Origin of the sequence: Dechloromonas hankyongensis (assembly GCF_022012295.1) — a bacterium.
Lineage (GTDB): Bacteria > Pseudomonadota > Gammaproteobacteria > Burkholderiales > Rhodocyclaceae > Azonexus > Azonexus hankyongensis.
On the sequence record NZ_JAKLTN010000002.1, the window covers coordinates 431,078 to 452,810 of the forward strand.

25 protein-coding genes are annotated in these 21,733 nt (G+C 63.9%); 5 read left to right on the forward strand and 20 right to left on the reverse strand.

Annotated features, from left to right (window positions below):
* Positions 1-42 precede the first annotated feature (42 nt).
* The 6 genes from LZ012_RS10540 to LZ012_RS10565 form a co-directional block, all read right to left on the reverse strand.
* Positions 43-585: a hypothetical protein gene (locus LZ012_RS10540; protein WP_275710512.1), complete on the reverse strand. Its 543-nt coding sequence runs from the start codon at positions 583-585 to the stop codon at positions 43-45.
* A gap of 10 nt (positions 586-595) precedes the next feature.
* On the reverse strand, positions 596-1,708 hold the full coding sequence (locus LZ012_RS10545; RefSeq protein WP_275710514.1) for a sugar-transfer associated ATP-grasp domain-containing protein: 1,113 nt from the start codon (positions 1,706-1,708) through the stop codon (positions 596-598).
* A 163-nt stretch (positions 1,709-1,871) separates the two neighbouring features.
* Entirely contained in the window at positions 1,872-2,936 is a 1,065-nt protein-coding gene (locus tag LZ012_RS10550) for a COX15/CtaA family protein (RefSeq protein ID WP_275710516.1), read from the reverse strand.
* A gap of 3 nt (positions 2,937-2,939) precedes the next feature.
* On the reverse strand, positions 2,940-3,833 hold the full coding sequence (locus LZ012_RS10555; RefSeq protein WP_275710519.1) for a heme o synthase: 894 nt from the start codon (positions 3,831-3,833) through the stop codon (positions 2,940-2,942).
* 10 nt (positions 3,834-3,843) lie between these two features.
* The gene (locus LZ012_RS10560) at positions 3,844-4,401 is read right to left on the reverse strand and encodes a hypothetical protein (RefSeq protein ID WP_275710521.1); all 558 of its coding nucleotides are present in this window, start codon (positions 4,399-4,401) and stop codon (positions 3,844-3,846) included.
* Positions 4,398-5,168 (reverse strand): SURF1 family protein, encoded by a 771-nt coding sequence (locus LZ012_RS10565; protein WP_275710523.1) that lies wholly within the window; start codon positions 5,166-5,168, stop codon positions 4,398-4,400. The genes LZ012_RS10560 and LZ012_RS10565 overlap by 4 nt, the downstream gene beginning before the upstream one ends.
* Between LZ012_RS10565 and LZ012_RS10570 the strand changes: the two genes are divergently transcribed.
* On the forward strand, positions 5,167-5,367 hold the full coding sequence (locus LZ012_RS10570) for a twin transmembrane helix small protein (protein ID WP_275710525.1): 201 nt from the start codon (positions 5,167-5,169) through the stop codon (positions 5,365-5,367). The two genes, LZ012_RS10565 and LZ012_RS10570, sit on opposite strands and share 2 nt — an antisense overlap.
* Here the strand turns inward: LZ012_RS10570 and LZ012_RS10575 are convergent.
* From LZ012_RS10575 to coxB, 5 genes are read right to left on the reverse strand one after another with little or no spacing between them, the layout of a single operon-like run.
* Positions 5,355-6,227 carry a cytochrome c oxidase subunit 3 gene (locus tag LZ012_RS10575; RefSeq protein WP_275710527.1) on the reverse strand — a complete coding sequence of 291 codons (873 nt, stop codon included), beginning with the start codon at positions 6,225-6,227 and terminating at the stop codon, positions 5,355-5,357. The two genes, LZ012_RS10570 and LZ012_RS10575, sit on opposite strands and share 13 nt — an antisense overlap.
* Complete coding sequence (locus tag LZ012_RS10580) at positions 6,224-6,829, reverse strand: cytochrome c oxidase assembly protein (protein ID WP_275710529.1); 606 nt, start codon at positions 6,827-6,829, stop codon at positions 6,224-6,226. Before LZ012_RS10580 ends, LZ012_RS10575 begins: the two co-directional genes overlap by 4 nt.
* Before the next feature lie 4 nt (positions 6,830-6,833).
* Positions 6,834-6,956, reverse strand: coding sequence for a hypothetical protein (locus tag LZ012_RS10585; RefSeq protein ID WP_275710531.1), 123 nt, complete (start codon positions 6,954-6,956; stop codon positions 6,834-6,836).
* A gap of 9 nt (positions 6,957-6,965) precedes the next feature.
* Positions 6,966-8,561, reverse strand: coding sequence for a cytochrome c oxidase subunit I (gene ctaD / locus LZ012_RS10590; protein ID WP_275710533.1), 1,596 nt, complete (start codon positions 8,559-8,561; stop codon positions 6,966-6,968).
* Positions 8,558-9,751, reverse strand: coding sequence for a cytochrome c oxidase subunit II (coxB, locus tag LZ012_RS10595; protein ID WP_275710535.1), 1,194 nt, complete (start codon positions 9,749-9,751; stop codon positions 8,558-8,560). The genes ctaD and coxB overlap by 4 nt, the downstream gene beginning before the upstream one ends.
* Before the next feature lie 107 nt (positions 9,752-9,858).
* Here coxB and LZ012_RS10600 point away from each other — a divergent pair, with 107 nt between their 5' ends.
* Both LZ012_RS10600 and LZ012_RS10605 read left to right on the forward strand, forming a co-directional pair.
* A complete protein-coding gene (locus tag LZ012_RS10600) occupies positions 9,859-10,449 on the forward strand; it encodes an SCO family protein (RefSeq protein WP_275710538.1) in 591 nt (196 codons plus the stop codon).
* 153 nt (positions 10,450-10,602) lie between these two features.
* Positions 10,603-10,992: a DUF3597 domain-containing protein gene (locus LZ012_RS10605; protein ID WP_275710540.1), complete on the forward strand. Its 390-nt coding sequence runs from the start codon at positions 10,603-10,605 to the stop codon at positions 10,990-10,992.
* A 70-nt stretch (positions 10,993-11,062) separates the two neighbouring features.
* On the opposite strand, the gene LZ012_RS10610 is transcribed toward LZ012_RS10605, so the two are convergent.
* The 5 genes from LZ012_RS10610 to LZ012_RS10630 all read right to left on the reverse strand — a co-directional run bounded on the left by LZ012_RS10610 (position 11,063) and on the right by LZ012_RS10630 (position 15,225).
* On the reverse strand, positions 11,063-11,431 hold the full coding sequence (locus LZ012_RS10610; protein WP_275710542.1) for a hypothetical protein: 369 nt from the start codon (positions 11,429-11,431) through the stop codon (positions 11,063-11,065).
* A 2-nt stretch (positions 11,432-11,433) separates the two neighbouring features.
* Entirely contained in the window at positions 11,434-13,344 is a 1,911-nt protein-coding gene (locus tag LZ012_RS10615; RefSeq protein WP_275710544.1) for a B12-binding domain-containing radical SAM protein, read from the reverse strand.
* Positions 13,345-13,380: 36 nt separating this feature from the next.
* The gene (locus LZ012_RS10620; protein WP_275710546.1) at positions 13,381-14,415 is read right to left on the reverse strand and encodes a patatin-like phospholipase family protein; all 1,035 of its coding nucleotides are present in this window, start codon (positions 14,413-14,415) and stop codon (positions 13,381-13,383) included.
* Between the two features lie 70 nt (positions 14,416-14,485).
* Positions 14,486-14,776 (reverse strand): DUF1330 domain-containing protein, encoded by a 291-nt coding sequence (locus LZ012_RS10625; RefSeq protein WP_275710548.1) that lies wholly within the window; start codon positions 14,774-14,776, stop codon positions 14,486-14,488.
* Positions 14,773-15,225: a YbjQ family protein gene (locus LZ012_RS10630; protein WP_275710550.1), complete on the reverse strand. Its 453-nt coding sequence runs from the start codon at positions 15,223-15,225 to the stop codon at positions 14,773-14,775. Before LZ012_RS10630 ends, LZ012_RS10625 begins: the two co-directional genes overlap by 4 nt.
* Before the next feature lie 183 nt (positions 15,226-15,408).
* On the opposite strand from LZ012_RS10630, the gene LZ012_RS10635 reads away from it, so the two are divergent.
* Positions 15,409-16,206 (forward strand): type IV pili methyl-accepting chemotaxis transducer N-terminal domain-containing protein, encoded by a 798-nt coding sequence (locus tag LZ012_RS10635; protein ID WP_275710553.1) that lies wholly within the window; start codon positions 15,409-15,411, stop codon positions 16,204-16,206.
* Between the two features lie 63 nt (positions 16,207-16,269).
* Here LZ012_RS10635 and argC read toward each other — a convergent pair whose 3' ends face one another.
* The 4 genes from argC to parE form a co-directional block, all read right to left on the reverse strand.
* Positions 16,270-17,220, reverse strand: a complete 951-nt coding sequence (gene argC, locus LZ012_RS10640; RefSeq protein WP_275710555.1) for an N-acetyl-gamma-glutamyl-phosphate reductase — start codon at positions 17,218-17,220, stop codon at positions 16,270-16,272.
* Positions 17,221-17,291: 71 nt separating this feature from the next.
* Complete coding sequence (locus LZ012_RS10645) at positions 17,292-18,179, reverse strand: patatin-like phospholipase family protein (RefSeq protein ID WP_275710558.1); 888 nt, start codon at positions 18,177-18,179, stop codon at positions 17,292-17,294.
* Between the two features lie 148 nt (positions 18,180-18,327).
* Entirely contained in the window at positions 18,328-18,843 is a 516-nt protein-coding gene (locus LZ012_RS10650) for a Spy/CpxP family protein refolding chaperone (protein WP_275710561.1), read from the reverse strand.
* Positions 18,844-18,954: 111 nt separating this feature from the next.
* Entirely contained in the window at positions 18,955-20,904 is a 1,950-nt protein-coding gene (gene parE, locus LZ012_RS10655) for a DNA topoisomerase IV subunit B (protein ID WP_275710563.1), read from the reverse strand.
* A 120-nt stretch (positions 20,905-21,024) separates the two neighbouring features.
* On the opposite strand from parE, the gene nfsB reads away from it, so the two are divergent.
* A complete protein-coding gene (gene nfsB, locus LZ012_RS10660; protein WP_275710565.1) occupies positions 21,025-21,675 on the forward strand; it encodes an oxygen-insensitive NAD(P)H nitroreductase in 651 nt (216 codons plus the stop codon).
* The last annotated feature ends 58 nt before the right edge of the window (positions 21,676-21,733 follow it).

Here is a 21,733-nt window from a genome sequence, read left to right on the forward strand (position 1 = left end):
ATTTATCACGACAGCCGCCGGCCGGCGGGATTGCTGCCGTGCTCAGTCGTTACATTTCGGCTGATCGCCGAAGTAGGTGCAGTTGAAGAACTGGCGTTCAGGTTCCAGCCGGATGAGCTTTGCTGCGATGTTCTGCTGGTAGCGCCTGACCATCGCCTCGCCCTGGTCGCCGGCCTGAATGGCAGCGAACAGCAGGTTGATCAGTTCCCCCTCCTTGGCGTTGTAGTCCGTTTCAGAAACCAGGCCCTTCGCGTAGATCATCCAGACCTTCTGCAATTCGATGAAGACCGGCTTGAAATAGGGTCTGCCGCAAGCGCCCCAATCGAGGAAACCGAGCACGCGGTAATAGAACTCGCGGGAAATCTCCCCGGCAATCGCCCGCTTGCCGTTCTTGCGGTTCCATTCCGTGATCTGCTCGGAACAATCGGGATTGCTTTCGATGTACGAGGAGATGATCCGCAACGGGGCTTCGTTGAGCGCTAGGGCCGGCGCGGAAAATGCGTAGAGCCAGACGAGAATCAATGCAAAACTGATAAGGCGGAAGCGGGACAAAGTGGATCGAATATCAGGCAGGATCTCAGTCAAGATTTTGAGCCTAATTTATTGAGATCGAATGACGAGCAAGGAAGGCTCTCATCGTGTCGTCAAGGAGTCCTTTGCGATACAGCAATTGCGTCAGGTCACATCCGCCCGTTCCAAAGAGATTAACTTCCAGTGCCAATGGACCGTCATTGGATAGCGCAATGTCCCACTGCTGAAATCTGAGTTTGGGTAGTGTCAACGCTGCATCGAAAGTGAATTGACAAACTTTTTGCCAGTTCGGTACTGCCAGTGTTGCGAAGTTTACGCCGGTATCGGGGTGTCGCTCGATTTCGACAAGATCCAGACCGGTCCCGTTGATTACACGAGTAACCCGACCTGTGTCATGATCGATGGCAGCAGCCAAATTTCCGGTTTTCCCGCCGTTGTAGTTGTCGTGCGAGTTGTTGCCGGTCGGCAGTTTCCAGAAACAGCGATGCAGTACAGGTCCTTCGTGCTCATCGCATAGTACGATCATGCGCAAGCTTGAGACTGTTTTTCCAATACTGTCGACGAGTCGGGAATCAGCCTGTATGGGCGTTTGAAAGAGATATCCCAGGCGCTCTATGTCATGAAATTGTTTTTCGAACTCGATGACTTGGATTCGTGTGCCTTCGCGCAACAAAATACAGTCATTCATCGCATCGTAGGCATCGGCTAGAAAAGCGCCACGACCGAATCCGCTGGCAGAGGGTTTTGAGAAAAAGGGGTAGTTGTCAGGATTTCTCAGCCAGGCATGAAGTGCAGCAGGACTATTCAAGGCTATTGAACCTGCAAGCGGTCGAGTGCGGCCCGACAAATAAATAGCTTGGGTTTGCGGAACGCGGATACCGGCGTGTTGAAAAAGCGTATACATCAGGACTTTGTCCAGCCCAAGGCAATGCCACGAACGGTCATTGAGCGCGTCGAGCCGGGGTTCAACCTTCCAGCCGACGAACTGCTCCTTATCAATATGGCTCAACATGGGGTCGAAAAGGCGATAGGAATAGTAATCGCCGGGTCCAATTTGTCCCGGGGAACGAGTAAGCCGCACGATCTCGAAAAGCTGGCGAATGGGGGACAGTCCGTGCTTTGTATTTACCCGACGGGCCTGCTGTAGATATTCGGCAAGTCTGTTTAGCAATGGCATTAGTCTTCTCGACAGGCGCGAGTGTCTCTTTCTGTTGGCGCAATGCTGCGATATACCGCGGAACTGGCCAAGGTGGCAATGTTTTCAAGCTGGAGGGTAGAGAGGTGCCGGCAACATTGTCACGCTTTGGTGTCTGACTGGCGTCAGAGCATAGCTCAATGTTCTAGGTGCTGCGGCCCAGAGCCCGATTAATTTGGCTGAAGATCGCCAATCGGATTTTTTCCTGAGGGGCGCGTGAGTGCTGCCTAAGTCCACCCGTTATATGCAGATTGACCGCCAGCGTCGTGCCGAGCAGCAGTGCGGCGCCGACGGTGTGGGCGATGGCGATGGGCAGCGGGAGGGCGGCGAGCACATTGAGGATGCCGAGCCCCAGTTGCAGGATGAGAACGCCCAGCAATGCCTGCCCCCAGCGGCGCAGGCCGGGATGGCGCAACAGTTGCCAGGCCAGGCCGGCGACCAGGCCGGCGACGAGCAGGGCGCCGAGGCGGTGCAGCCAGTGGATGGCGATCAGGGCCTCGCCGGGTAGCGGCTGGCCGGCTGCGGTTTCGCCCAGTTCGCGGAAAAGCGTGAAGGCGTGATGGAAATCCATGGCCGGGGTGCCGCCGTCGAGGCAGTGAGGGAAGGCGGTGCAGGCCAGGGCAGCGTAATTGCTGCTGACCCAGCCGCCGATGGCGATCTGGCCGAAGACGGTGGCCAGCACGAGGCCGGCCAGCCAGCGCAGCCTGATGGGCACGGCGGTAACCGGCAACGGGGAAGGCGCGGCTTGGCGCATGAGCAGCGCCAGCAGCAGAGCCAAGGTGCTCATGCCGCCCAGCAGATGCAGGGTGACGATGACCGGCTTGAGCAGCAGCGTGACGGTCCACATGCCGAGTGCAGCTTGGGCGCAGACCAAGCCGAGCAGCAGCGTCGGCAGTATGGGCGAAGCGGTCTGGCGGGCGGCGCGGCGCCAGGATTGCAGGCACAGTGTCAGAATCAGCAGGCCGAGGCTGCCGGCGGCGTAGCGATGCACCATTTCCTTCCAGGCCTTGCCGGCATGCACTTCACGTACCGGGTAGCTGGCCTGCGCCGCGGCCTGTTCGTCCGGCGTACTCGGCACGCCAAGGTAGTGGCCGTAGCAGCCGGGCCAGTCCGGGCATCCGAGGCCGGCATCGGACAGCCGCACATAGGCGCCGAGGCCGATGACGAACAGGGCGAGCAGGGCGGTGACGGCGAGCAGCTTGCGGTTCATCGTTCAGTTCATCAGCCGGTCGGCGAACAGGGCGGCGAAGAGCAGGGTCAGATAGAGGATGGAATAGCGGAAGCAGGCGCGGGCCTTGGCATCGCTGTAGTTGCGGCAGAGCCCGATGGCGTTGCCGATGAAGACGAGGTCGAGCACGGCGATGGCCGCCAGGTAGAAGCCGCCGCTCATGCCGAGCGACACCGGGATCAGGCTGGCCGCCGAGAGCATCACCGTATAGCCGAGGATCTGCTGGCAGGTGCAGGCCAGGCCGTGGGTCACCGGCAGCATGGGCAGGCCGGAGCGGGCGTAGTCCTCGCGCCGGTAACAGGCCAGCGCCCAGAAGTGCGGCGGCGTCCACAGGAAGATGATCAGGAACAGCACCAGCGGTTCGACCGATACCGACCCGGTCATCGCGGCCCACCCGAGCAACGGCGGCATGGCGCCGGAAGCGCCGCCGATGACGATGTTCATCGGCGTCGCCGGCTTGAGGATCAGCGTGTAGATCACCGTGTAGCCGACGAAGGTGGCCAGGGTCAGCCACAGGGTCAGGTCGTTGATGTAGTGGTGCAGCAGCCACAGGCCGGCGGCGCCGAGCAGGGTGGCCAGCGTGACGGTTTCGCCGGCCGAAATGTCGCCGCGGGCGGTGGCCCGCCAGCGGGTGCGCGCCATGCGCGCATCGACGGTGCGTTCGACCAGGCAATTGAGTGCCGCCGCGGCAAAGGAGACCAGCGCGATGCCGAGCGAGGCGACGAGAAAGCGGAGCAGCGGCGGAAATTCGCGGCTGGCCAGGCACATGCCGATCATGGCGGTGAATACGATCAGGCTGTTCACCCGCGGCTTGCACAGGTGAGAAAAGGCGATCAGGCGCTGGCCGAGGGGCAGACGGGGGGCGGCGATGGCTTGCATGGTGTGTCTCCTAACCGTTCCGGCCTGCCTTGAGCAGGCGTTCGAGATCGCTGCGGATGTCGCGGGGCGGGGCTTCCACGGTGTAATCGAGAACCAGCCGCCCCTGCGGGTCGAGCACATGGATGGCATCAATCCTCGCCCAACTCGCCGGCTTGCGGGCGATCAGCAAGTCGAGTTGCTGCCGGGCCAGCGCGGTCAGCTCAGCCGATGGCTCGTTGTCGACCAGCACCAGCCGGCGGACGCGGTTCATTTCCTTGTACAGCGAAACTTGGACGCGGCGCAGTTCGTCGACGTGGCGCAGGCAATCGGCCGCACAGTCGCGGCCGCCTGCGAGCACCAGCAGCCAGCGCCCTTGCGGATCGACGACCGGTTGCAGCTCGGCCAGCGGCAGGGCCACCGGTGGTACGACCAGGAAGCCGCGGTTGGCGGTGCGCTCCGGCTGCCAGCCGCCGTAGAACAGCCCGCCGGCAACGCTGAAGGGCAGGGCGAACAGGGCGACGACCAGCACCAGCAGGCGCAGCTGACCGGTGGGCGGGGCAGGCGGGACGGGATGGGCGGCCGTATTCATGGCCGGCGGACGAGCAGGAAAAGCCAGATGCCGACACTGGCGATGGCGAAACCGAACCATTGCAAGGCATAGCTGCGATGGCGTTCGATGCGCTCGTCCGGGCGCGGCCAGTCGCGGCCGAAGCCGGCTGGCGCCTGCGGGTCGAGTTGGATGACGATGCCGAGCACCGGGCCAGGCAGTATCCCGCGGAAGCGTTCCAGGTCGAGGTTCTGCCAGACCGCTTCCCAGCCGCTGACCGGCTGCGCGGCGAGGTTGAAGAAGCGCTCCGGCGGCAGGATGGCGATGCCGGTCAGTTCGATTTCGCCGGCCGGTACGGGAGCCGCCGGGCGTTCATGGTGATCGGGCGGCGCCGGCAGCCAGCCGCGGTTGATCAGCACATAGCGGTCGCTGTCGGCGAGGCGCAGCGGGGTCAGCACATGGTAGCCGGCGACCTCCCGGTACAGGCGATTGTCGATCAGGACTTGATGGTCGGCATCGTAGGTGCCGCGCACGATCAAATGCCGGTAGCGCAGGCTGTCGGCGGCGGGCAGGCCGGCCGGCAACGGCGTGGGTGGTGCCAGGCCGCGCTGGTCAAGCTCAACCTGCAGCGCCTGCTTGGCCTCGGCCTTGTTCCATTGCCATAGGCCGAGCGAGACGAAGGCCGGCACTAGCACGGCCAGCAGCAATCCGCCGAACAGCGCAACGCGGCGCCGTGAGCTGACCGGCCGGCTTGTCGCCGCCCCCGGCGCCGGCGCATACTGCCCCTGCGCATTGCCGGAGACGTTCATGGTCAAGCTGCTGGTCGTCGTGTTGTTGTTCGGGATCATCTTCAGCCTGTTTTCCGGGCTTTACTGGCTCTACCGCGAGCGGGGCGCCGGAGAGCGGACGGTACGCATGCTCACCTGGCGCATTGGCTTGTCCATTTGTCTTTTCCTCCTTTTGTTGCTGGCTTTTCGCAGCGGTGTGATTACCGGCTACAGCCAGTAAACGAACACGAAGAGCAGCAGCCACACCACATCGACGAAGTGCCAGTACCAAGCCACGCCCTCGAAGGCGAAATGGCGTTCCGGCGTGAAATCGCCCTTCAGGCAGCGGACCAAAATGACCGTCAGCATCACCGTGCCGAGCGTGACGTGAAAGCCGTGGAAGCCGGTCAGCATGAAGAAGGTCGCGCCATAGGCGCCGGCGCCCATGGTCAGCCCGAGTTCGGTGTAGGCGTGGTGGTATTCGTAGGCCTGCAGGATCAGGAAGCAGCTGCCGAGCAGCACGGTGGCGGCGAGGCCGAGATTGAGCTGGGCGCGCCGGCGTTTGAGCAGCCCCCAGTGCGCCCATGTGACGGTGGCGCCGGAACTTAGCAGTAGCGCAGTATTGATCGCCGGAATGCCCCACGCCCCCATTGGCGTGAAATTCGGTCCCTTCGGCCCGCTGGTCGGCCAGCTGCCGGTGAATTCCGGCCACAGCGAGTAGCCGTGCGCCGCCTCCATGCCGCCCAGCGCCGGCACCGACAGCACGCGGATGTAGAACAGCGCGCCGAAGAAGGCGGCGAAGAACATCACCTCGGTGGCGATGAACCACACCATGCCGTAGCGGAAGGAGCGATCCTCCCAGTCGGTGTAGGCGCCGCTGCGCGATTCGCCGATGACGCGGCCGAACCATCCGAAGAGGACGCTGGTGATAATGCCGAAGCCGGCCAGCATCACCCATTTGCCGAGCGGCGAGGCGTTCAGGTTGAGCAGGAAGCCGAGGGCCAGCGTCAGCATGCCGCAGGACAGGATGAAGGGGTAGAGGCTGGGCGACGGTACGAAATAGTGGCCGTGCGCGGCCGGATGGGCAGACGGTGTGCTCATTTTTCCTCCCGGGGGCGGGTCAGCGTCTGGCGCTGGCCGTCGATGCTGAAGAAAGCGTAGGACAACGTGATCTGCGCGATGTCGGCGTTGATTTCCGGCTTGACGATGAAGGCGAGCGGCATTTCACGCGCTTCGCCGGGGGCCAGCGTCTGTTGCTCGAAACAGAAGCATTCGATCTTTTCGAAATACTGCCCCGCCTGACCGGGCGACACGCTGGGCACGGCCTGGCCGGTGACCGGCTTGTCCGACAGGTTGCGTACCAGGTAGCTGACCTGCTGCATTTCGCCAGGGTGCAGTTCGACGCTGGTCTGCAGCGGGCGCATGTCCCAGGGCAGGCCGGGCATCACCGTGCCGGTGAATTCGACGCGGATCAGCCGGGTGACATCAACGGCGGGGCGGGGCTGGGCGGACGAGGCGACCGGTGCCGACAGGCCGCCGGTGGTGAATCCGCCGGCCGTCCGGCCGTTCAGGCCGGTGGCCCGGCACAGCACGTCGTAGAGCGGGACCAGCGCGAACGCGAAGGCGAAGCCGCAGGCCACCAGCAGGAGCAGCCGGCGGATCAGGCGGCTGCTGTCCGGTGAGGGGTGGCTGACTTGTTCCATGCCTTCAGCGCTTCAGGAAAAAGCCGGCGATGTAGAGGAGCAGCACGGCGCCGCCGATCAGCCAGGCCAGCCGCTTCGACCGGCTGCGCCGACGGGCCAGGTCTTCCGGGGAAAAGGCGTTGTCCATGGCGGCTTCTCAATGGATGACGGGCGGCGTTTCCCAGCTGTGGTGGGGCGGCGGCGAGGGCAACTCCCACTCCAGTCCCTCGGCGCCTTCCCAGGCTCGGGCTTCGGCTTTGGCACCGCCGCGCACGCAAGTCCAGACGTTGTAGGCGAAGATCAGCTGCGACAGGCCGAGGATGAAGGCGCCGACCGTCGAGATGGCGTTGAATTCGGCAAATTGCAGCGCGTAGTCGGGAATGCGCCGCGGCATGCCGGCCAGGCCGAGGAAGAACTGCGGGATGAAAGTCAGGTTGAAGGAAATGACGGTCAGCCAGAAATGCAGCTTGCCCAGCTTTTCGCTGTACATGTGGCCGGTCCACTTGGGCAGCCAGTAATAGACACCGGTGATGACGCCCATGATGCCGCCGGCGAACAGGGCGTAGTGGAAGTGGGCAACGACGAAATAGCTGTGGTGATACTGGGCGTCGGCGGCGACATCGGCGAGCACCAGCCCGGTGAGCCCGGCGATGCCGAAGAGGACGATGAAGCCGACGGCGAACAGCATCGGCGTCTCGAAGGTCATCGCGCCGCGCCACATGGTGGCGATCCAGCAGAAGAACAGCACGGCGAGCGGGATCGAGATCGACATGGTGCTGAACATGAAATAGATCAGCGCCGGGATCGGCATGCCGGAGGTGAAAATGTGGTGCGCCCAGACCACCACCGACAGAATGCCGATGGCGATGAAGCTGTACACCTGCGCCGTGTAGCCGTAGGTCGGCTTGCGCGAGAAAGTCGAAATGACGTGCGGCACCAGCCCCCACACCGGCAGCAGCAGGATATAGACTTCGGGGTGGCCGAAGAACCAGAACAGGTGCTGGAAGAGGATGGGGTCGCCGCCGCCGGCCGCATCGAAGAAATGGGTGCCGAAATGGCGGTCGGTAAGCAACATGGTCACCGCGCCGGCCAGCACCGGCAACGTGGCGATGAGCAGGAAAGCGGTGATCAGCCAGCCCCACGCGAAGAGCGGCAGCTTCATCATGGTCATGCCCGGCGCCCGCATGTTGAAGATGGTGACGATGATGTTGATCGACCCCATGATCGACGAGATGCCGAGGATGTGCACGGCGAGGATGGCGAAATCGACGCCCATGCCGCCCTGCACCGAGAGCGGCGCGTAGAAGGTCCAGCCGGTAGCGATGGCGCCGTCGCCGATGCCGAACAGGGCCAGCGTGAAAGGCAGGGTGAGCAGGATGGCGGCCGGCGGCAGCAGCCAGAAGCCCCAGTTGTTGAGCCGGGGCAGGGCCATGTCCGGAGCGCCGATCATCAGCGGGATCATCCAGTTGGCGAAACCGGTCGCCGCCGGCATCAGCGCGGCGAAGATCATGACCAGGGCGTGCACGCCGATCAGCTGGTTGAAGAACTCCGGCTTCATCAACTGCAGGCCGGGCTGGAACAGTTCGGCGCGCACGGCGAGGATCATCAGGCCGCCGACGAAGAACATGATCAGCGCGAAGGTCAGGTACATCGTGCCGATGTCCTTGTGATTGGTCGTCGTCAGCCAGCGCAGCAGGCCGCTGGGGTGCGGCGCGTCATGTTGTCCGGTTGGATAGGGGATGGCGGTGCTCATGGCTTGCCTCCTTGCTGGCGCAGGGCCTTGATCTGGGCGGGCTGGATCATGTCGCCGCGGTGGTTACCGAAGCTGTTGCGCTCGAAGGTGATCACCGCGGCCAGGTCGGCGTCGGACAGCGTGTTGCGGAAGGCCTGCATGGCCGTCCCCGCCTTGCCGTTCATCACGCGGTCGACATGGCTGTCGGCGGCAATCTTGTCTTCCGCTGACAGCAGCGGGGTATTGACCACCTTGCTACCGGCCAGTGCCGGGAAGGTGGGCGGCAGACCCTGGCCTTCGGGCTGATGGCACATGGCGCACTGCTTTTCATAGACGGTCTTGCCGGCCGCCATCAGTTCGTCCTTGCTCCACGTCCGGTCGGCGCTGCTCGCCGCGGCGGCCATCTTGGCCTTCTGGGCGTCCTGCCAGGCGATGAACTCGGCTTCAGGCACGGCATGGACGACTACCGGCATGAAACCGTGGTCCTTGCCGCACAGTTCGGCGCACTGGCCGCGATAGATGCCGGGCTTTTCGATCTTGACCCAGGTTTCGCGCAGGAACCCGGGCACCGCATCGCGCTTGACGCCAAATTGCGGCACCCACCAGGTGTGGATCACGTCGGTCGAAGTGAGCAGGACGCGCACCTTCTTGCCGACCGGCAGCACGACCGGGTTATCCACTTCGAGCAGGTAATGCTCGCCCTTGGCCTCGGCGTTGTCGATCTGGCTGCGCGGCGTAGCCAGCGTGCTGGTGAACTTGAGGCCGGATTCCGGGTACTCGTACTGCCACTTCCACTGCATGCCGGTGACCTTGAGCACCATGTCGGCCTTGGTCTTGATGTCCTCCATCTCGACGATGGCATTGACCGCCGGGATGCCCATCAGCACGAAATCGATGAAGAGCAGGATGGCGAAGGGCAGGATGACCCAGAACCACTGCAGGCGGCTCGTCGGCGCGGTGTAGGTTGCCGCTTCGTAGCCGGGCCGTTTCCGATGGTAGATCATCGAATAGACCATGATGGCGAAGACCACCACGAACAGGATCGTGATGATCAGCATGAACTCGTTGTGCACCGCCAGCGTTTCGCGGGCGATGGGGGTTACCGGCTCGGGGAAGTTGAAATTGAAGGCCGCTGTCGCCTGGTGGGCCAACAGGGCGCTGGCGGCAGCCAGCAGACTCCCAAAAAGACGCGCTCGACGTGTCTTTGGCACGCTAGGGTTTGTTGCAGGCACACGGATTGACATCCCGCTCCCTCCCCTTGTGAGAATCTGGACACACGATCAGAATCTGCCGCATTGCATAAGTTCAAAAATAATTCATGCACCGCCGTGAATTTTTCACACTACCGTTGATCGCCGTTCTCCTTGCCGGGTGCGGGAAACCGGCCGCGCCGGCATACCAGGCCACCGATTTGACTGGGGCCAGCTTCGGCCGGGACTTCGCCCTAGCCGACACGACCGGGCGGCGACGTGTGCTGGCCGATTTCCGCGGCAAGGTGGTGATCCTCTTCTTCGGCTACGTCTCCTGCCCCGATGTCTGCCCGACCACCCTGAGCAAGCTGGCCGAGGTGATGAAGCTGCTCGGGCCGCAGGCGGCACGCGTCCAGGTGCTGTTCGTCACGGTTGATCCGGAGCGCGATACGGCGGAACGCCTGCACGAATTCGTGCCCTGGTTCCATCCGGATTTCGTGGCCCTGCGCGGCACGCCGGAGGAAACCCGGCAGGTGCTCGCCGAATTCCGCACCACCGCCATCCGGCGCCCGGTCGAGGGCAGCATGGGCTACGTTATCGACCACAGTGCTGCCTGTTACGTCTTCGATCCGGAAGGGCGACTGCGCCTTTACGTCAAGGATGAGCAGAGCGCGGCCGACATCGCGGCTGACCTGCGGCTGCTGATCGGGGCGGGCTGAAAACGGCCTGCCGGCCGGTGGTTCGGCAACAAGCCGGTGGGATGGTCCGAATGGAGCAGGCTGATTTCACCGATTCCGCGTCGTCGGGAAAAGACCATGGGCAGGGCTTTATCGCCGTGCCACGGCCTTTTTCCACTTCACGAAGGAATCGACATGGGTATTTTCAGCAACATTCTGGCCAAACTGGGTTTTGGCGAAGGCGACAAACAGGCTTCGGCCGAAGCGGCCCCGACGCCGCAGCCTGCTCCCGGGGCGGCGGCACCGGCTGGGCCGACGGCGATCAGCACGGTCGATGTAATGGCCCGCATGGAATCGCTGGCCGCAGCCAATCCGGAAAAATTGAACTGGAAGGTATCGATCGTTGATCTGCTCAAGCTGCTTGGTCTCGACAGCAGCCTGGCGGCGCGCAAGGAACTGGCCGGCGAACTGGGTTGTCCGCCTGAGAAGATGGGCGATTCGGCCCAGATGAACATGTGGCTGCACAAGGCCGTGCTGCAGAAACTGGCGGCGAACGGCGGCAACATCCCGGCCGATCTGCTGTAAGGCGCGTCGCCGTTGCTTGTTTCGGCGCCCCTTTGCGGCCCGCCCTTGGCGGGCCTTGTTTTTGGGGAAGTCAGCTCGCCGGAGCGCCGTCGAGCAGGCGTTCGCACTCGGCCAGCATGATCTCGGCCAGTTCGGAATGGTAGTTGGGGTCGAGGGCTTCGGTCATTTCGTGCGCCGTGTGCAGGCCTGCTTCCCGCGACAGTTGGCCGGCGATACGGCGGGCCAGCTCGTCGCTCAGCGCCGACAGTCGGCGGCGCTCGGCCAGCGGCAGGTTGTTCTTGGAGCGGGCCAGCCAGTCGGCGGCCAGCGTGGCACCCTGCGCTTCAGTCAGCCACTGGCCATGTTCGTAGTAGTCGCTCAGCCGTTGTGCCGCCAGCGCGAAAATCAGCGCCACGCGCTGGCCGCGTGGGCTCGGCGGGGTGTCGTCGCGGACGTGCATGGTCAGCCGTAATGGGCGCCGAGCGCCTTGGCGATGAAGTTGCGGCCGACGCGCGGCTTGGGCACCCGGTCGTCGAACCAGCTGCGCACGTCCTGGTCGAGGCAGATGCCGTGCATGTAGTTGTACAGCGCCTTGTTCAGCGCCTTGCCGATGCGGTCGTGGTCGACGCCGGTGGGGTCGATGAAATGCACGTCGTTCTTGGCGAACTGGCCGGGCGGCAGCGGTTGCAGCTTGATGCCGTATTCCTCGGGATTGAGGCCGACCGGCGAATGCACGGTGCACGCGAAGCGGTGGAAAAAGCCGGACTGGATGCAGTTTTCGGCGAACAGCTGGCGGACATATTCCAACGCATCGACCGTGTCCTGCACGGTCTGCGTCGGGAAGCCGTACATCAGGTAGGCATGGACCAGGATGCCGGCATCGGTGAAGGCGCGGGTGACGCGGGCCACCTGGTCGACCGAGACGCCTTTCTTCATCAGCGTCAGCAGACGGTCGGAAGCGACTTCCAGACCGCCGGAGACGGCGATGCAGCCGCTGTCGGCCAGTTGCAGGCAGAGTTCCGGCGTGAAGGATTTTTCGAAGCGGATATTGCCCCACCACGAAATGGCCAGGTTGCGTCGCTGCAGTTCCTCGGCCATGGCGCGCAGGCCCTTGGGCGGGGCGGCCTCGTCGACGAAGTGGAAGCCGGTGTGACCGGTCTCCTCGACGATGCGCTCGATGCGGTCGACCAGCGTCTTGGCGCTGGCTGCGTCGTAGCGGCCGATGTAGTCGAGGCTGATATCGCAGAAGCTGCATTTCTTCCAGTAACAGCCGTGGGCGACGGTCAGCTTGTTCCAGTGGCCGTCCGACCACAGCCGGTGCATGGGGTTGAGCATGTCGAGCAGCGACAGGTAGCGGTCGAGCGGCAGGCCGTCCCAGGTCGGCGTGCCGACTTCCTCGAAAGGCACGTCGAGTTCGCCGCAGTTGAAATAACGGACATTGCCATCGACCCGGGCGAAGGTGCGCACCAGGTTGAGCCGCGGGCGCTTGCCGGCGAGGTGTTCGATCAGGGCGAGCAGCGGTTTCTCGCCGTCGTCGAGCGTGACGTAATCGACATGGTCGAAAACGCGCGGCTCGGCCAGTTCGCGCAGCTCGGTATTGACGTAGCCGCCGCCGAGCACGGTGACGATATCCGGGTGGTGCGCCTTGATCGTCCGCGCGATGCGGAAGGCGGCATAGACGGTGCCGGGGAAGGGCACGGAGAGCAGCACGATGTCCGGCCGGCTGTGTTCAATGGCCTGCAGCGTCAGCTTGTCCAGCGCGGCATCGACCAGGGTCGGCGGGGCGGTCAGCGCCGCGGCCAGCGGGTTGAAGCTGGCCTGGCTCTGGGCCAGCGATTCGCCGTAGCGGACGAACTCGAAGCGGGTGTCGACCGCGTCGCGCAGCACGTCGGCCAGGTCGTTGAGGAATAGCGTGGCCAGGTGCCGCGCCCGGTCCTGCACGCCGAGGGCGCCGAAGGCCCAGGCCAGCGGATCGCCGCCCTCATCGTCGGCGTAGTTGTCGAGCGCCGCGAAGCGCGGCCCCTCGGGCAGGAAGGCGCGCGAACAGATGCGGTGGGCAATCGAGCCGTCGCGTCCCTGGAGCAGGGCGATGGCCGGGCCGACGGCAGCCAGGTAACGGTCGAACTGGTTGAGGAAGCTCTTCAGTGTCGCCGAGCGTTTTTTGGGTGGGATGGCCTCGGCCGCTTCCCTGATCCGCGGCAGCCCGTCCCGGGACAGCAGGTCGAGGACGAGGGCCAGCGCAAGGTCGATCTGCTCGGCATGAAAGCCGCGCTCGCGCAGGAAGCCGGTCAGGTAGGCGGTAGCCGGGTAGGGCGTGTTCAGCTGCGTCATCGGCGGGATGACGCTGAGGATGCGGGGTGTGGCGAGGGTCATGAGGCGGGAGTTTACCCGTCTCCGGCCCGCCGACGGTCAATAAAAGAGGCTGGCCAGGTCGAGGCTGGGCTTGCGGCCTACTTCCGTTCCGTGGCGTTCCAGCCAGCGCCGGGCGTGGGCGCGGCCGATGGCGAACAGGTCTTCGAAGAAGGCGTGGCTGACCGAGAGCTTGCTGTCCGAGGGCATTTCGCCGAGGACGTGTTCGGCGCTGATGGCGTGGAAGCGCAGGCCGGCCAGTCGGCGCTCGAAGCGGGCGATGGGCAACTTGTCGAGCAGCCAGGCGGGCTGGGTCGGCGTGGCGATGTGCTCGTGCAAGTGGGCGAACATGCGCATTTCCCGCAGGAAGGTCGAGTTGAAGGACAGTTCGCGCAAGCGGGTGCGGATGTCCTCGGCCGTTTCCGGCGTTTCGGCGTAGCGCAGCGGGGTGAGCAGGACGAGCAGGATGTCCGGGGTGCGGCAGTCGTAGAACAGCGGAAAGACGGCCGGGTTGGCGCTGTAGCCGCCGTCCCAGTACGGCTCGCCGTCGATCACGATGGTGCGGTGGATGGTCGGCAGGCAGGCGGAGGCGAGAAAAACCTCGGCCGACAGTTCGTGGTTGCCGAACATGCGCAGCTTGCCGGAATTGGCATGGGTGGTGGCGATGAACAGCTTGACCGGGCAGTCACGGCGCAGGCGTTCGAAGTCGAAGCGGGCTGCGAGCAGGTCGCGCAGCGGATTCAGGTCGAAGGGATTGATCTGCTCCGGGCTCAGGTAATTGGTCCATTGCAACATCATCTTCAGTGCTGGCGAGATGGCGCCGGGGGAGCCGCTTGGGGTGGGCAGCGGCGCGAGGTCGGCGATACCGCTCCAGAAGGCGCGCAGGGTTTCGCGGGCGCCTTCACGGCCGCCGGTCATCAGGCCGTGCGCCAGGCAGAGGGCGTTCATCGCCCCGGCGCTGGTGCCGCTGACCCCTTCGAACGTGAAGCGCGGGTCTTCGAGCAGGGCATCGAGCACGCCCCAGGTGAAGGCGCCATGCGCGCCGCCGCCTTGCAGGGCGAGGCTGATCGGGCGGGATTCGGTCGGGTTCGGCATCGTCTTGGCTCACGTGGGTTGGCGCAGTTCGGACATCATGCCATCAGCGCATGACGGGCCGAGGTCCGTCTCAGGTTTCCGAAAAACTGACCAGATCCAGGTCGGCCGCTTCCATGCGCAGCGGAATCAGCGCCTGGTAGGCCCCCGAGTTGTACCATCCGTCGACCGCCGCCTCGTTCGGAAAGCGGATGACAACGGTATCGCTATGCCGGTGTTCGCCGCCGAGCACGGCGAGCCGTTCGCCGCGAAAGACCAGTTCGGCCTGCCAGGGGGCCAGGGTGGCCGGCACCCGGGCACGATACTCGGCCCATTTGGTGGCGTCCTTGACGGTGATGTGTCCGATGACGTAAGCCATGTTCATTCCCAGGTGCTGGACGAATCAGCCAGCTTTTCGAGTGGTTGCAGATCCTTGATGTGGACGGCGATGCCGGTGCCGTGCGGTGCTACGGCGGCCGGGAAGGCTGGCGCCTGCCAGACGCTAGCCTCGACAACGGCATTGGCGCCCAGACTGCGGGCCTTTTCGCCGAGCATGGCCAGCGCCTTGCGGGTGCTGCCGAACCAGCGCGAATAGACTTCGATGCGGCCGAGAATCTCGAAATCTCCCTGCGCCGGCAGGCTGTTGAAGGTGACCAGCGTCTTGTTGTTGAGCATGTGGGCGCTGGGACCGGTCTTGCTGCCGTGCCACGGATTGCCGTAGGTGGCGGTGCGATGGTCGAGCAGTACGGACTGCGCACTGGCTCCCGTACACGAGAGGCCAGCGGCGGCTATGAGGCAGAGGCGAAGGAAAGTGTTACGGAAGGTCGGGGTCACCGAGTGTTCCTGTTGATGCGGTGGCGGATGAGCGAATGATAGGGGATGCGGGGGGCATGTCAAAGCCGTGAAACATTGGGATGGTCCAATGCGTCCCTTCTATCCTTTATCGCGTTCACGATGTATCGATCCGGTCTTTCCCGTTTTGCCATCTTCATTCTGCTGTCTTCGTCTTTGGCGATGATGGGGCCATCCGTTCACGCGCTTGCCCAGCCTGCTGCCCTCGCCAAGGGTGGCGATGCCGGACAGGTCGCCCAGGACATTGCCAGCGCGGGCCGTCTGCGCATGCAATCGCAGCGCCTGGCCAAGCTCTATGTGCAGGCCGGGATGGGGCTCAAATCTGGCGCCGCCAGACAGCAAATCGATGCAACCATAGTCGAGGTTGACGCCGAATTCGGCCGCTTGGCGCGCTATGCCAAAAAAGCGAACATCCAGCGCAACCAGGCGCGCAGTGAAGCGCTATGGCAGGAAATGCGCGTGGCTCTGAAGAAAACTCCGGATGCCGCGGCCAGCGAGCGGGTCAACCAGATCGCCGACGAACTGATGGTACATGCCGGCAAGCTGGCGATGCAGATCGAAGGCGAGAGCGAAACGCCGGTCGGCCGTCTGCTCGACCTGTCCACGCGCCTCAACATGCTGTCGCAGCGCCTGGCCCGCCTCTACCTGCAGGCTTATGCCGGCAACCGGACGCAGGGTGTGCTGGTCGACATCGAGCAGGCCCGCAAGGAATTTGCCGGCGGCCTGCAGGAACTCGACGCCGCCCGCAAAAACTCGTCGGCCAGCCGCGAGGCCATCGGCCTGGCGCGCAACCAGTGGATATTCTTCGACGGCGCGATCAGCGACCTGGGCAAGGGCGGTCGCCGCGAGGATAAATCCGCGCAGAATGTGGCGACCAGCAGCGAACGCATTGCCCAGGTTCTGGATCAGACCAGCCTGCAATACGTCCGGGATTACGCCGACGGACTGCGCAATAGCCGGTAAGGGATAGCGGAAATGCAAAGGGCGGCCAATCGGCCGCCCTTTTTGCATTCACACCCCGTCGATTCAGACCAGGCCGAGGCTTTCTTCGACACCCAGATGCACGTTCATGGCCTGCACGGCGGCGCCGGAGGCACCCTTGCCGAGGTTGTCCAGGCGGGCGACGACCAGCATGCGCTCGTCGTTGCCGAAGACGGCAATGTCCACGCGGTTGGTGTCATTGTTGGCTTCGACGTTGTAGAAACCGCCTTCGGTGGTAGCGGCCAGATCGACCGGCAGGACGTTGATGAAGCGCTCGCCGGCGTAGTAGTCGGCGATGATCTTCTGCACGTCGGCCGTGCTTGCCTTGCGGGAGAACTGCTGCGGCTGCAAGTAGGCGGTGACGGCCAGACCCTTGTAGAAGGGGCCGACGATGGGCTGGAAGATCGGCGCCACGCTCAGGCCGGTGTAGGCCTGCATTTCCGGCAGGTGCTTGTGGGCCAGGGCCAGCGCGTAGGGACGCGGCGCCTTGAGTTGGGTCGGGCTTTCGCTGGCCTTCTGGTAATCGGCAATCATCGACTTGCCGCCGCCGGAATAGCCGGTGATGGAATTGGCGGCGATCTGCGTGGCGGCCGGCAGCAGCCCGGCTTCGACCAGCGGGCGCAGGGCGAGGATGAAGGCGGTGGCGTGGCAGCCCGGGTTGGCGATGCGCTTCGACGCCTTGATCTTGGCGCGCTGGTCCTTGGCCAGTTCCGGCAGGCCGAAGGTCCATGCCGGATTGACCCGGTGCGCGGTCGAGGCGTCGATGACGCAGGTGTTCGGGTTGTCGACCAGCGAAACCGATTCCTTGGCCGCCTCGTCCGGCAGGCACAGGAAAGTCACGTCGGAAGCATTGATCAGGCGCTTGCGCTCGGCCAGATCCTTGCGCTTGTCGGCATCGATCTTGAGGACTTCGACATCGCTGCGCTGGGCGAGGTATTCGTTGATCTGCAGGCCGGTGGTGCCTTCCTGGCCATCGACAAAGACTTTGTAGGTCATGGTGAATCCGCTGTTGGGTCTAAAGGCTGAATTTTGTCAGAAATTTGTGACGCTTTGGAATTGCCGACGGGTCAGTGCGGCAGTTTCTGCTTGATGGCCGGCAGCGCAGCCTGGGCGGCGCGCTCGCCTTCGAGCATGGCATCGTTGCGGGCGGTGAAGTCCCAGGATTTGACGTAAGGCAGCTTCGGCCGGATCACGACGTCGGCTCCCTTCAGTTCGTTGGCGGCGATGGCGCCGCCCATGATGGTCGTCGTCTGCCACATGATGGCGGTCATGCTGTCGATCGGCTGGCCTTCCGGCTTGGATGAAATATCGACGGCGATGACGATATCGGCACCCATGTCGCGCGCGGCCTGGACCGGCACCGGGCTGCTCAGCCCGCCATCGACATAGCTGTGGCCGCGGAACTGCGCCGGCTGGAAGACGCCGGGGACGGCCGCCGAGGCGCGCACCGCCATGCCAGTGTCGCCGGTGCGGAAAACGATGCGCTCGCCGCTGTTGAGGTCGGTGGCGACCGTGGCGAAGGGGCGGTTCAGGCGTTCGATCGGCCGCTTGTTGAGGTGCTGGTTGATGAATTCCTGCAGTGCCTCGCCCTTGAGCAGGCCGCGTCCGCCCAGCGTCCAGTCGGCGAAGATCTTTTCATCCAGTTGCTGGGCAATTTTTTGCATGGCGTAAGCGTCGTAGCCGGCCGCGTAGAGCGAACCGACAACGGCGCCGGCGCTGGTGCCGACCACGTAATCCGGGTAGATACCGTGCGATTCGAGCATCTTGATCACCCCGATATGAGCGAAACCGCGCGCCGCACCGCCGCCGAGGGCGAGGCCGATCTTCGGCTTCTGGATGGTAACGGCAGGGGTTTCCGGCGGTTTGCTGCCGAAGCTGGCGCAGCCGGGCAGGCTGAGCACGCCGGAAATTAGGATGACAATCGACAGGGGGTTACGGAGGGCGGAAATAAACACGATGCGCCAAGCATGAAATGGAGGTACGCGATTCTAGCGTTGCGTGGTTCCGCGGTCCGTAACGATTCGTAGCAGGAACAGCGTTGGCGCCCATGAAAAAAGGCCGGTGGGAATTCCACCGGCCTTTGGCTTTGGGAGCAGTTTCTTGTCAGTTGGCCGGCGGCGGGTTGCCGGCGCCTTGCGGGCCGGGACCGCGCATGCCGCCACGCTGGCCGCGCTTGCCCATGCCCATCATCGTCTGTTCGTCGTAGACCTTCTTCTGTTCCGGCGTCAGCTGGGCGTAGAAGTCCTTCATCGCCGCCACGTGCTTGTTCATGGCTTCCTGGTGCTGCTTTTGCCGTTCGAGCATCCGGTCGGCGCGCTCCGGTGCCGTCAGCTTGGCCATTTCGGCCGGATCGGGACGGTTGGCATTACCGGCAAAGGCATGGGATTCCTGGAACTTGGTCCACGCGCCTTCCTGCTGCGGCGTGAGCTTCAGTGCGTCGTGCAGGCGCTGCTGGTGCTGCTTCATGCGCTCGCCGAAACGGCCGTCGGCCTGTTTGCCGGCCATCGGGCCGTCGCCCATGCAGTCGCCCCGGTGGGCGAAGCTGGGAGCGGAGAGGGCAGCGGCGCTGACGCCAAGCACCAGAGCGGCAACGATACTCATTTTTTTGTTCTGCGACATGTTCGACTCCTTGATCGTGATGGCGGGATATTCCGCGCTGAGATCATTAAAGCGCAAACATGTAATTCAGCTATTTCCGTATGGGCTGAAAGTGTTGCAAGCTGTTTCTGCTCAGACGTCGGCCTCGACCATGCCGCCGTCCTTTTCCATCCATGCCCTGCGGCCGGAGGCTTCGCCCTTGCCCATGAGCAGCGTGAAGGTCTTGTGCATGCGGGTGATGGTGTCGCGGTCGGCCTGGAAGGGCACAAGGCGGCGGGTGTCAGGACACAGCGTGGTTTCCCACAGCTGGTCAGGATTCATCTCGCCGAGGCCCTTGAAGCGGGAAACGGAAATCTTGTTCTCGTTGACGCCTTCCTCGCGCAGCTTGTGCAGGGTCTGCTCCTTTTCGGCTTCGTCCAGGCAATAGACCTTGCGCGTATGGCCGCGCGCTTCGACATCGACACGGAACAGCGGCGGCTGGGCGACGTGGATGTGGCCGCGCTCGACCAGGGCCGGGAAGTGCTTGAGGAATAGCGTGAACAGCAGCACCTGGATGTGCGAGCCGTCCACGTCGGCGTCGGACATGACGATGACGCGGCCGTAGCGCAGGCCGGAGACGTCCACCGTGTCGATCTGGTCGATGCCGTGCGGATCGACGCCGACGGCGACCGAGATGTCATGGACTTCGTTGTTCTTGAACAGTTGGTCGCGATCGACTTCCCAGGTGTTCAGCACCTTGCCGCGCAAAGGCAGCACGGCCTGGGTTTCCTTGTCGCGGCCCTGCTTGGCCGAACCGCCGGCCGAGTCGCCCTCGACCAGGAACAGTTCGTTGCGGCTGATGTCGTCCGATTCGCAATCGGTCAGCTTGCCGGGCAGGGTGGCGATGCCCGACGACTTCTTCTTCTCGACCTTCTGCGTCGATTTCATGCGGTTCTGCGCCGCCTTGACCGCCAGTTCGGCGATTTTCTTGCCGAAGTCGGCATGGCTGTTCAGCCACAGCTCGAAGGGATCGCGCACCATCTGGGCAACCAACTTGTAGGCGTCGCGGCTGGTCAGTTTTTCCTTGGTCTGGCCCTGGAATTGCGGGTCGAGCACCTTGGCCGACAGCAAGTAGGTCATCTTGCCGCATACGTCTTCCTGCGCCAGTTTGACCTTGGCCGGCAGGATGGCGTGGTGCTCGGCGAAAGCTTTCACCGCCTCGAAGACGCCGGATTTCAGGCCGGCTTCATGGGTGCCACCGTCCAGCGTCGGGATCAGGTTGACGTAGCTTTCCGGCTTGCCGCCGCCTTCCTCGAACCAGGCCAGCGCCCAGGTGGCGCCTTCGCCGACCGAGAACCCGTTTTCGACTTCGACGTATTTCTCGCCGACGAAAATCGGCGCCACTGGCGAGCCGACCATCATTTCACTGAGGTAGTCGGCCATGCCGTTCTGGTAGCACCAGGTCTTCTTTTCCTGCCCGTCGATTTCCAGCTCGACCGTGACATTGGGCATCAGCACGGCTTTGGAGCGCAGCAGGTGCTCGAGCTGGCCGAGGTTGACCTTGGGCGAATCGAAATACTTGGCGTCGGGCGAGATGCGCACCGTCGTGCCGGTGGTGCGCGGGCCGACATCGCCGATGCGGGCCAGCGGCTCGGTGACGAAACCGTCGCCGAAGGCGATCTTGTGCACGCCGCCGCCGCGCTTGATCTCGACTTCCAGCCGGGTGGACAGCGCATTGGTCACCGACACGCCGACGCCGTGCAGGCCGCCCGAGAAGCGGTAGGCGTTGCCCGATTCCTTCTTGTTGAACTTGCCGCCGGCGTGCAGCTTGCAGAAAACCAACTCGACCGCCGGCTTGCCTTCTTCCGGGTGGATTTCGACCGGGATGCCGCGGCCGTTGTCGCTCACCTCGATAGTGCCGTCGGCGCGGATGGCAACGGAAATCTTCTTGGCGAAGCCGGCCAGCGCCTCGTCGGCCGCGTTGTCGATGACTTCCTGCACGATGTGGGTCGGGCAGGTCGTCCGGGTGTACATCCCGGGGCGTTCCTTGACGGGTTCGAGATCCTTGAGGACGCGGATGGAAGAGGCGGAGTAGTCGGACATGCTGTTCGGAATCTTGGGTGATAATTGCGGTCAAGCGCAGGCGCGGCGCAGACCGCGATTCTACCTGCCAGCGGCCCCCGCCGTAATCCTCTATCGCCCATTCAGCCAAGGAAACACCCGATGAACGTTGCCCAGATCGCCACCACCCGCCGCACCTGCAAGGCCTTCGACCCCGCCCGCAAGATACCCGACGCCGTGATGGCCGACCTGCGCACCGTGCTGCGTTTCGCTCCGGCCTCGGTCAATTCGCAGCCCTGGCACTTCGTCGTGGCTGGCAGCGACGAAGGCAAGGCAAAGATCGCCGCCACGCTGGCCGGCAACTACGCCTACAACGCCGCCAAGGTCGCCAAGTGCTCGCACGCCGTCATCCTGTGCGCCCGGACCGACCTCGACGACGCCCATTTGGCCGCCGTTCTCGCCCAGGAGGAGCAGGACGGTCGCTTCCCGACGGCGGAGGGCAAGACCATGCAGAGCAATTCGCGCTCCTTCTACGTCAAGAGTCACCACGACAAGCACGATCTGGACGAGTGGGTCGATCGCCAGATCTACATCGCCCTCGGTAACCTGCTGCTGGCCGCCGGCGCGCTGGGGGTCGATGCCTGCCCGATGGAAGGCATTGACGTGCAGGCCGTTGACACCGCGCTAGGCCTGCGCGAGCAGGGGTTGCGCAGCGTCGTGATGGTCGCCCTCGGCTACGGCAGTGACGAGGACTTCAACGCCAAGCTGCCCAAGTCGCGCCTGCCCGAAGCCAGCCTCTTTACCGACATCTGAGCAGCGGCATACGGCCATGGTCCAGCACCATGGCATAATTCCCATTCAGGCAAAGGAG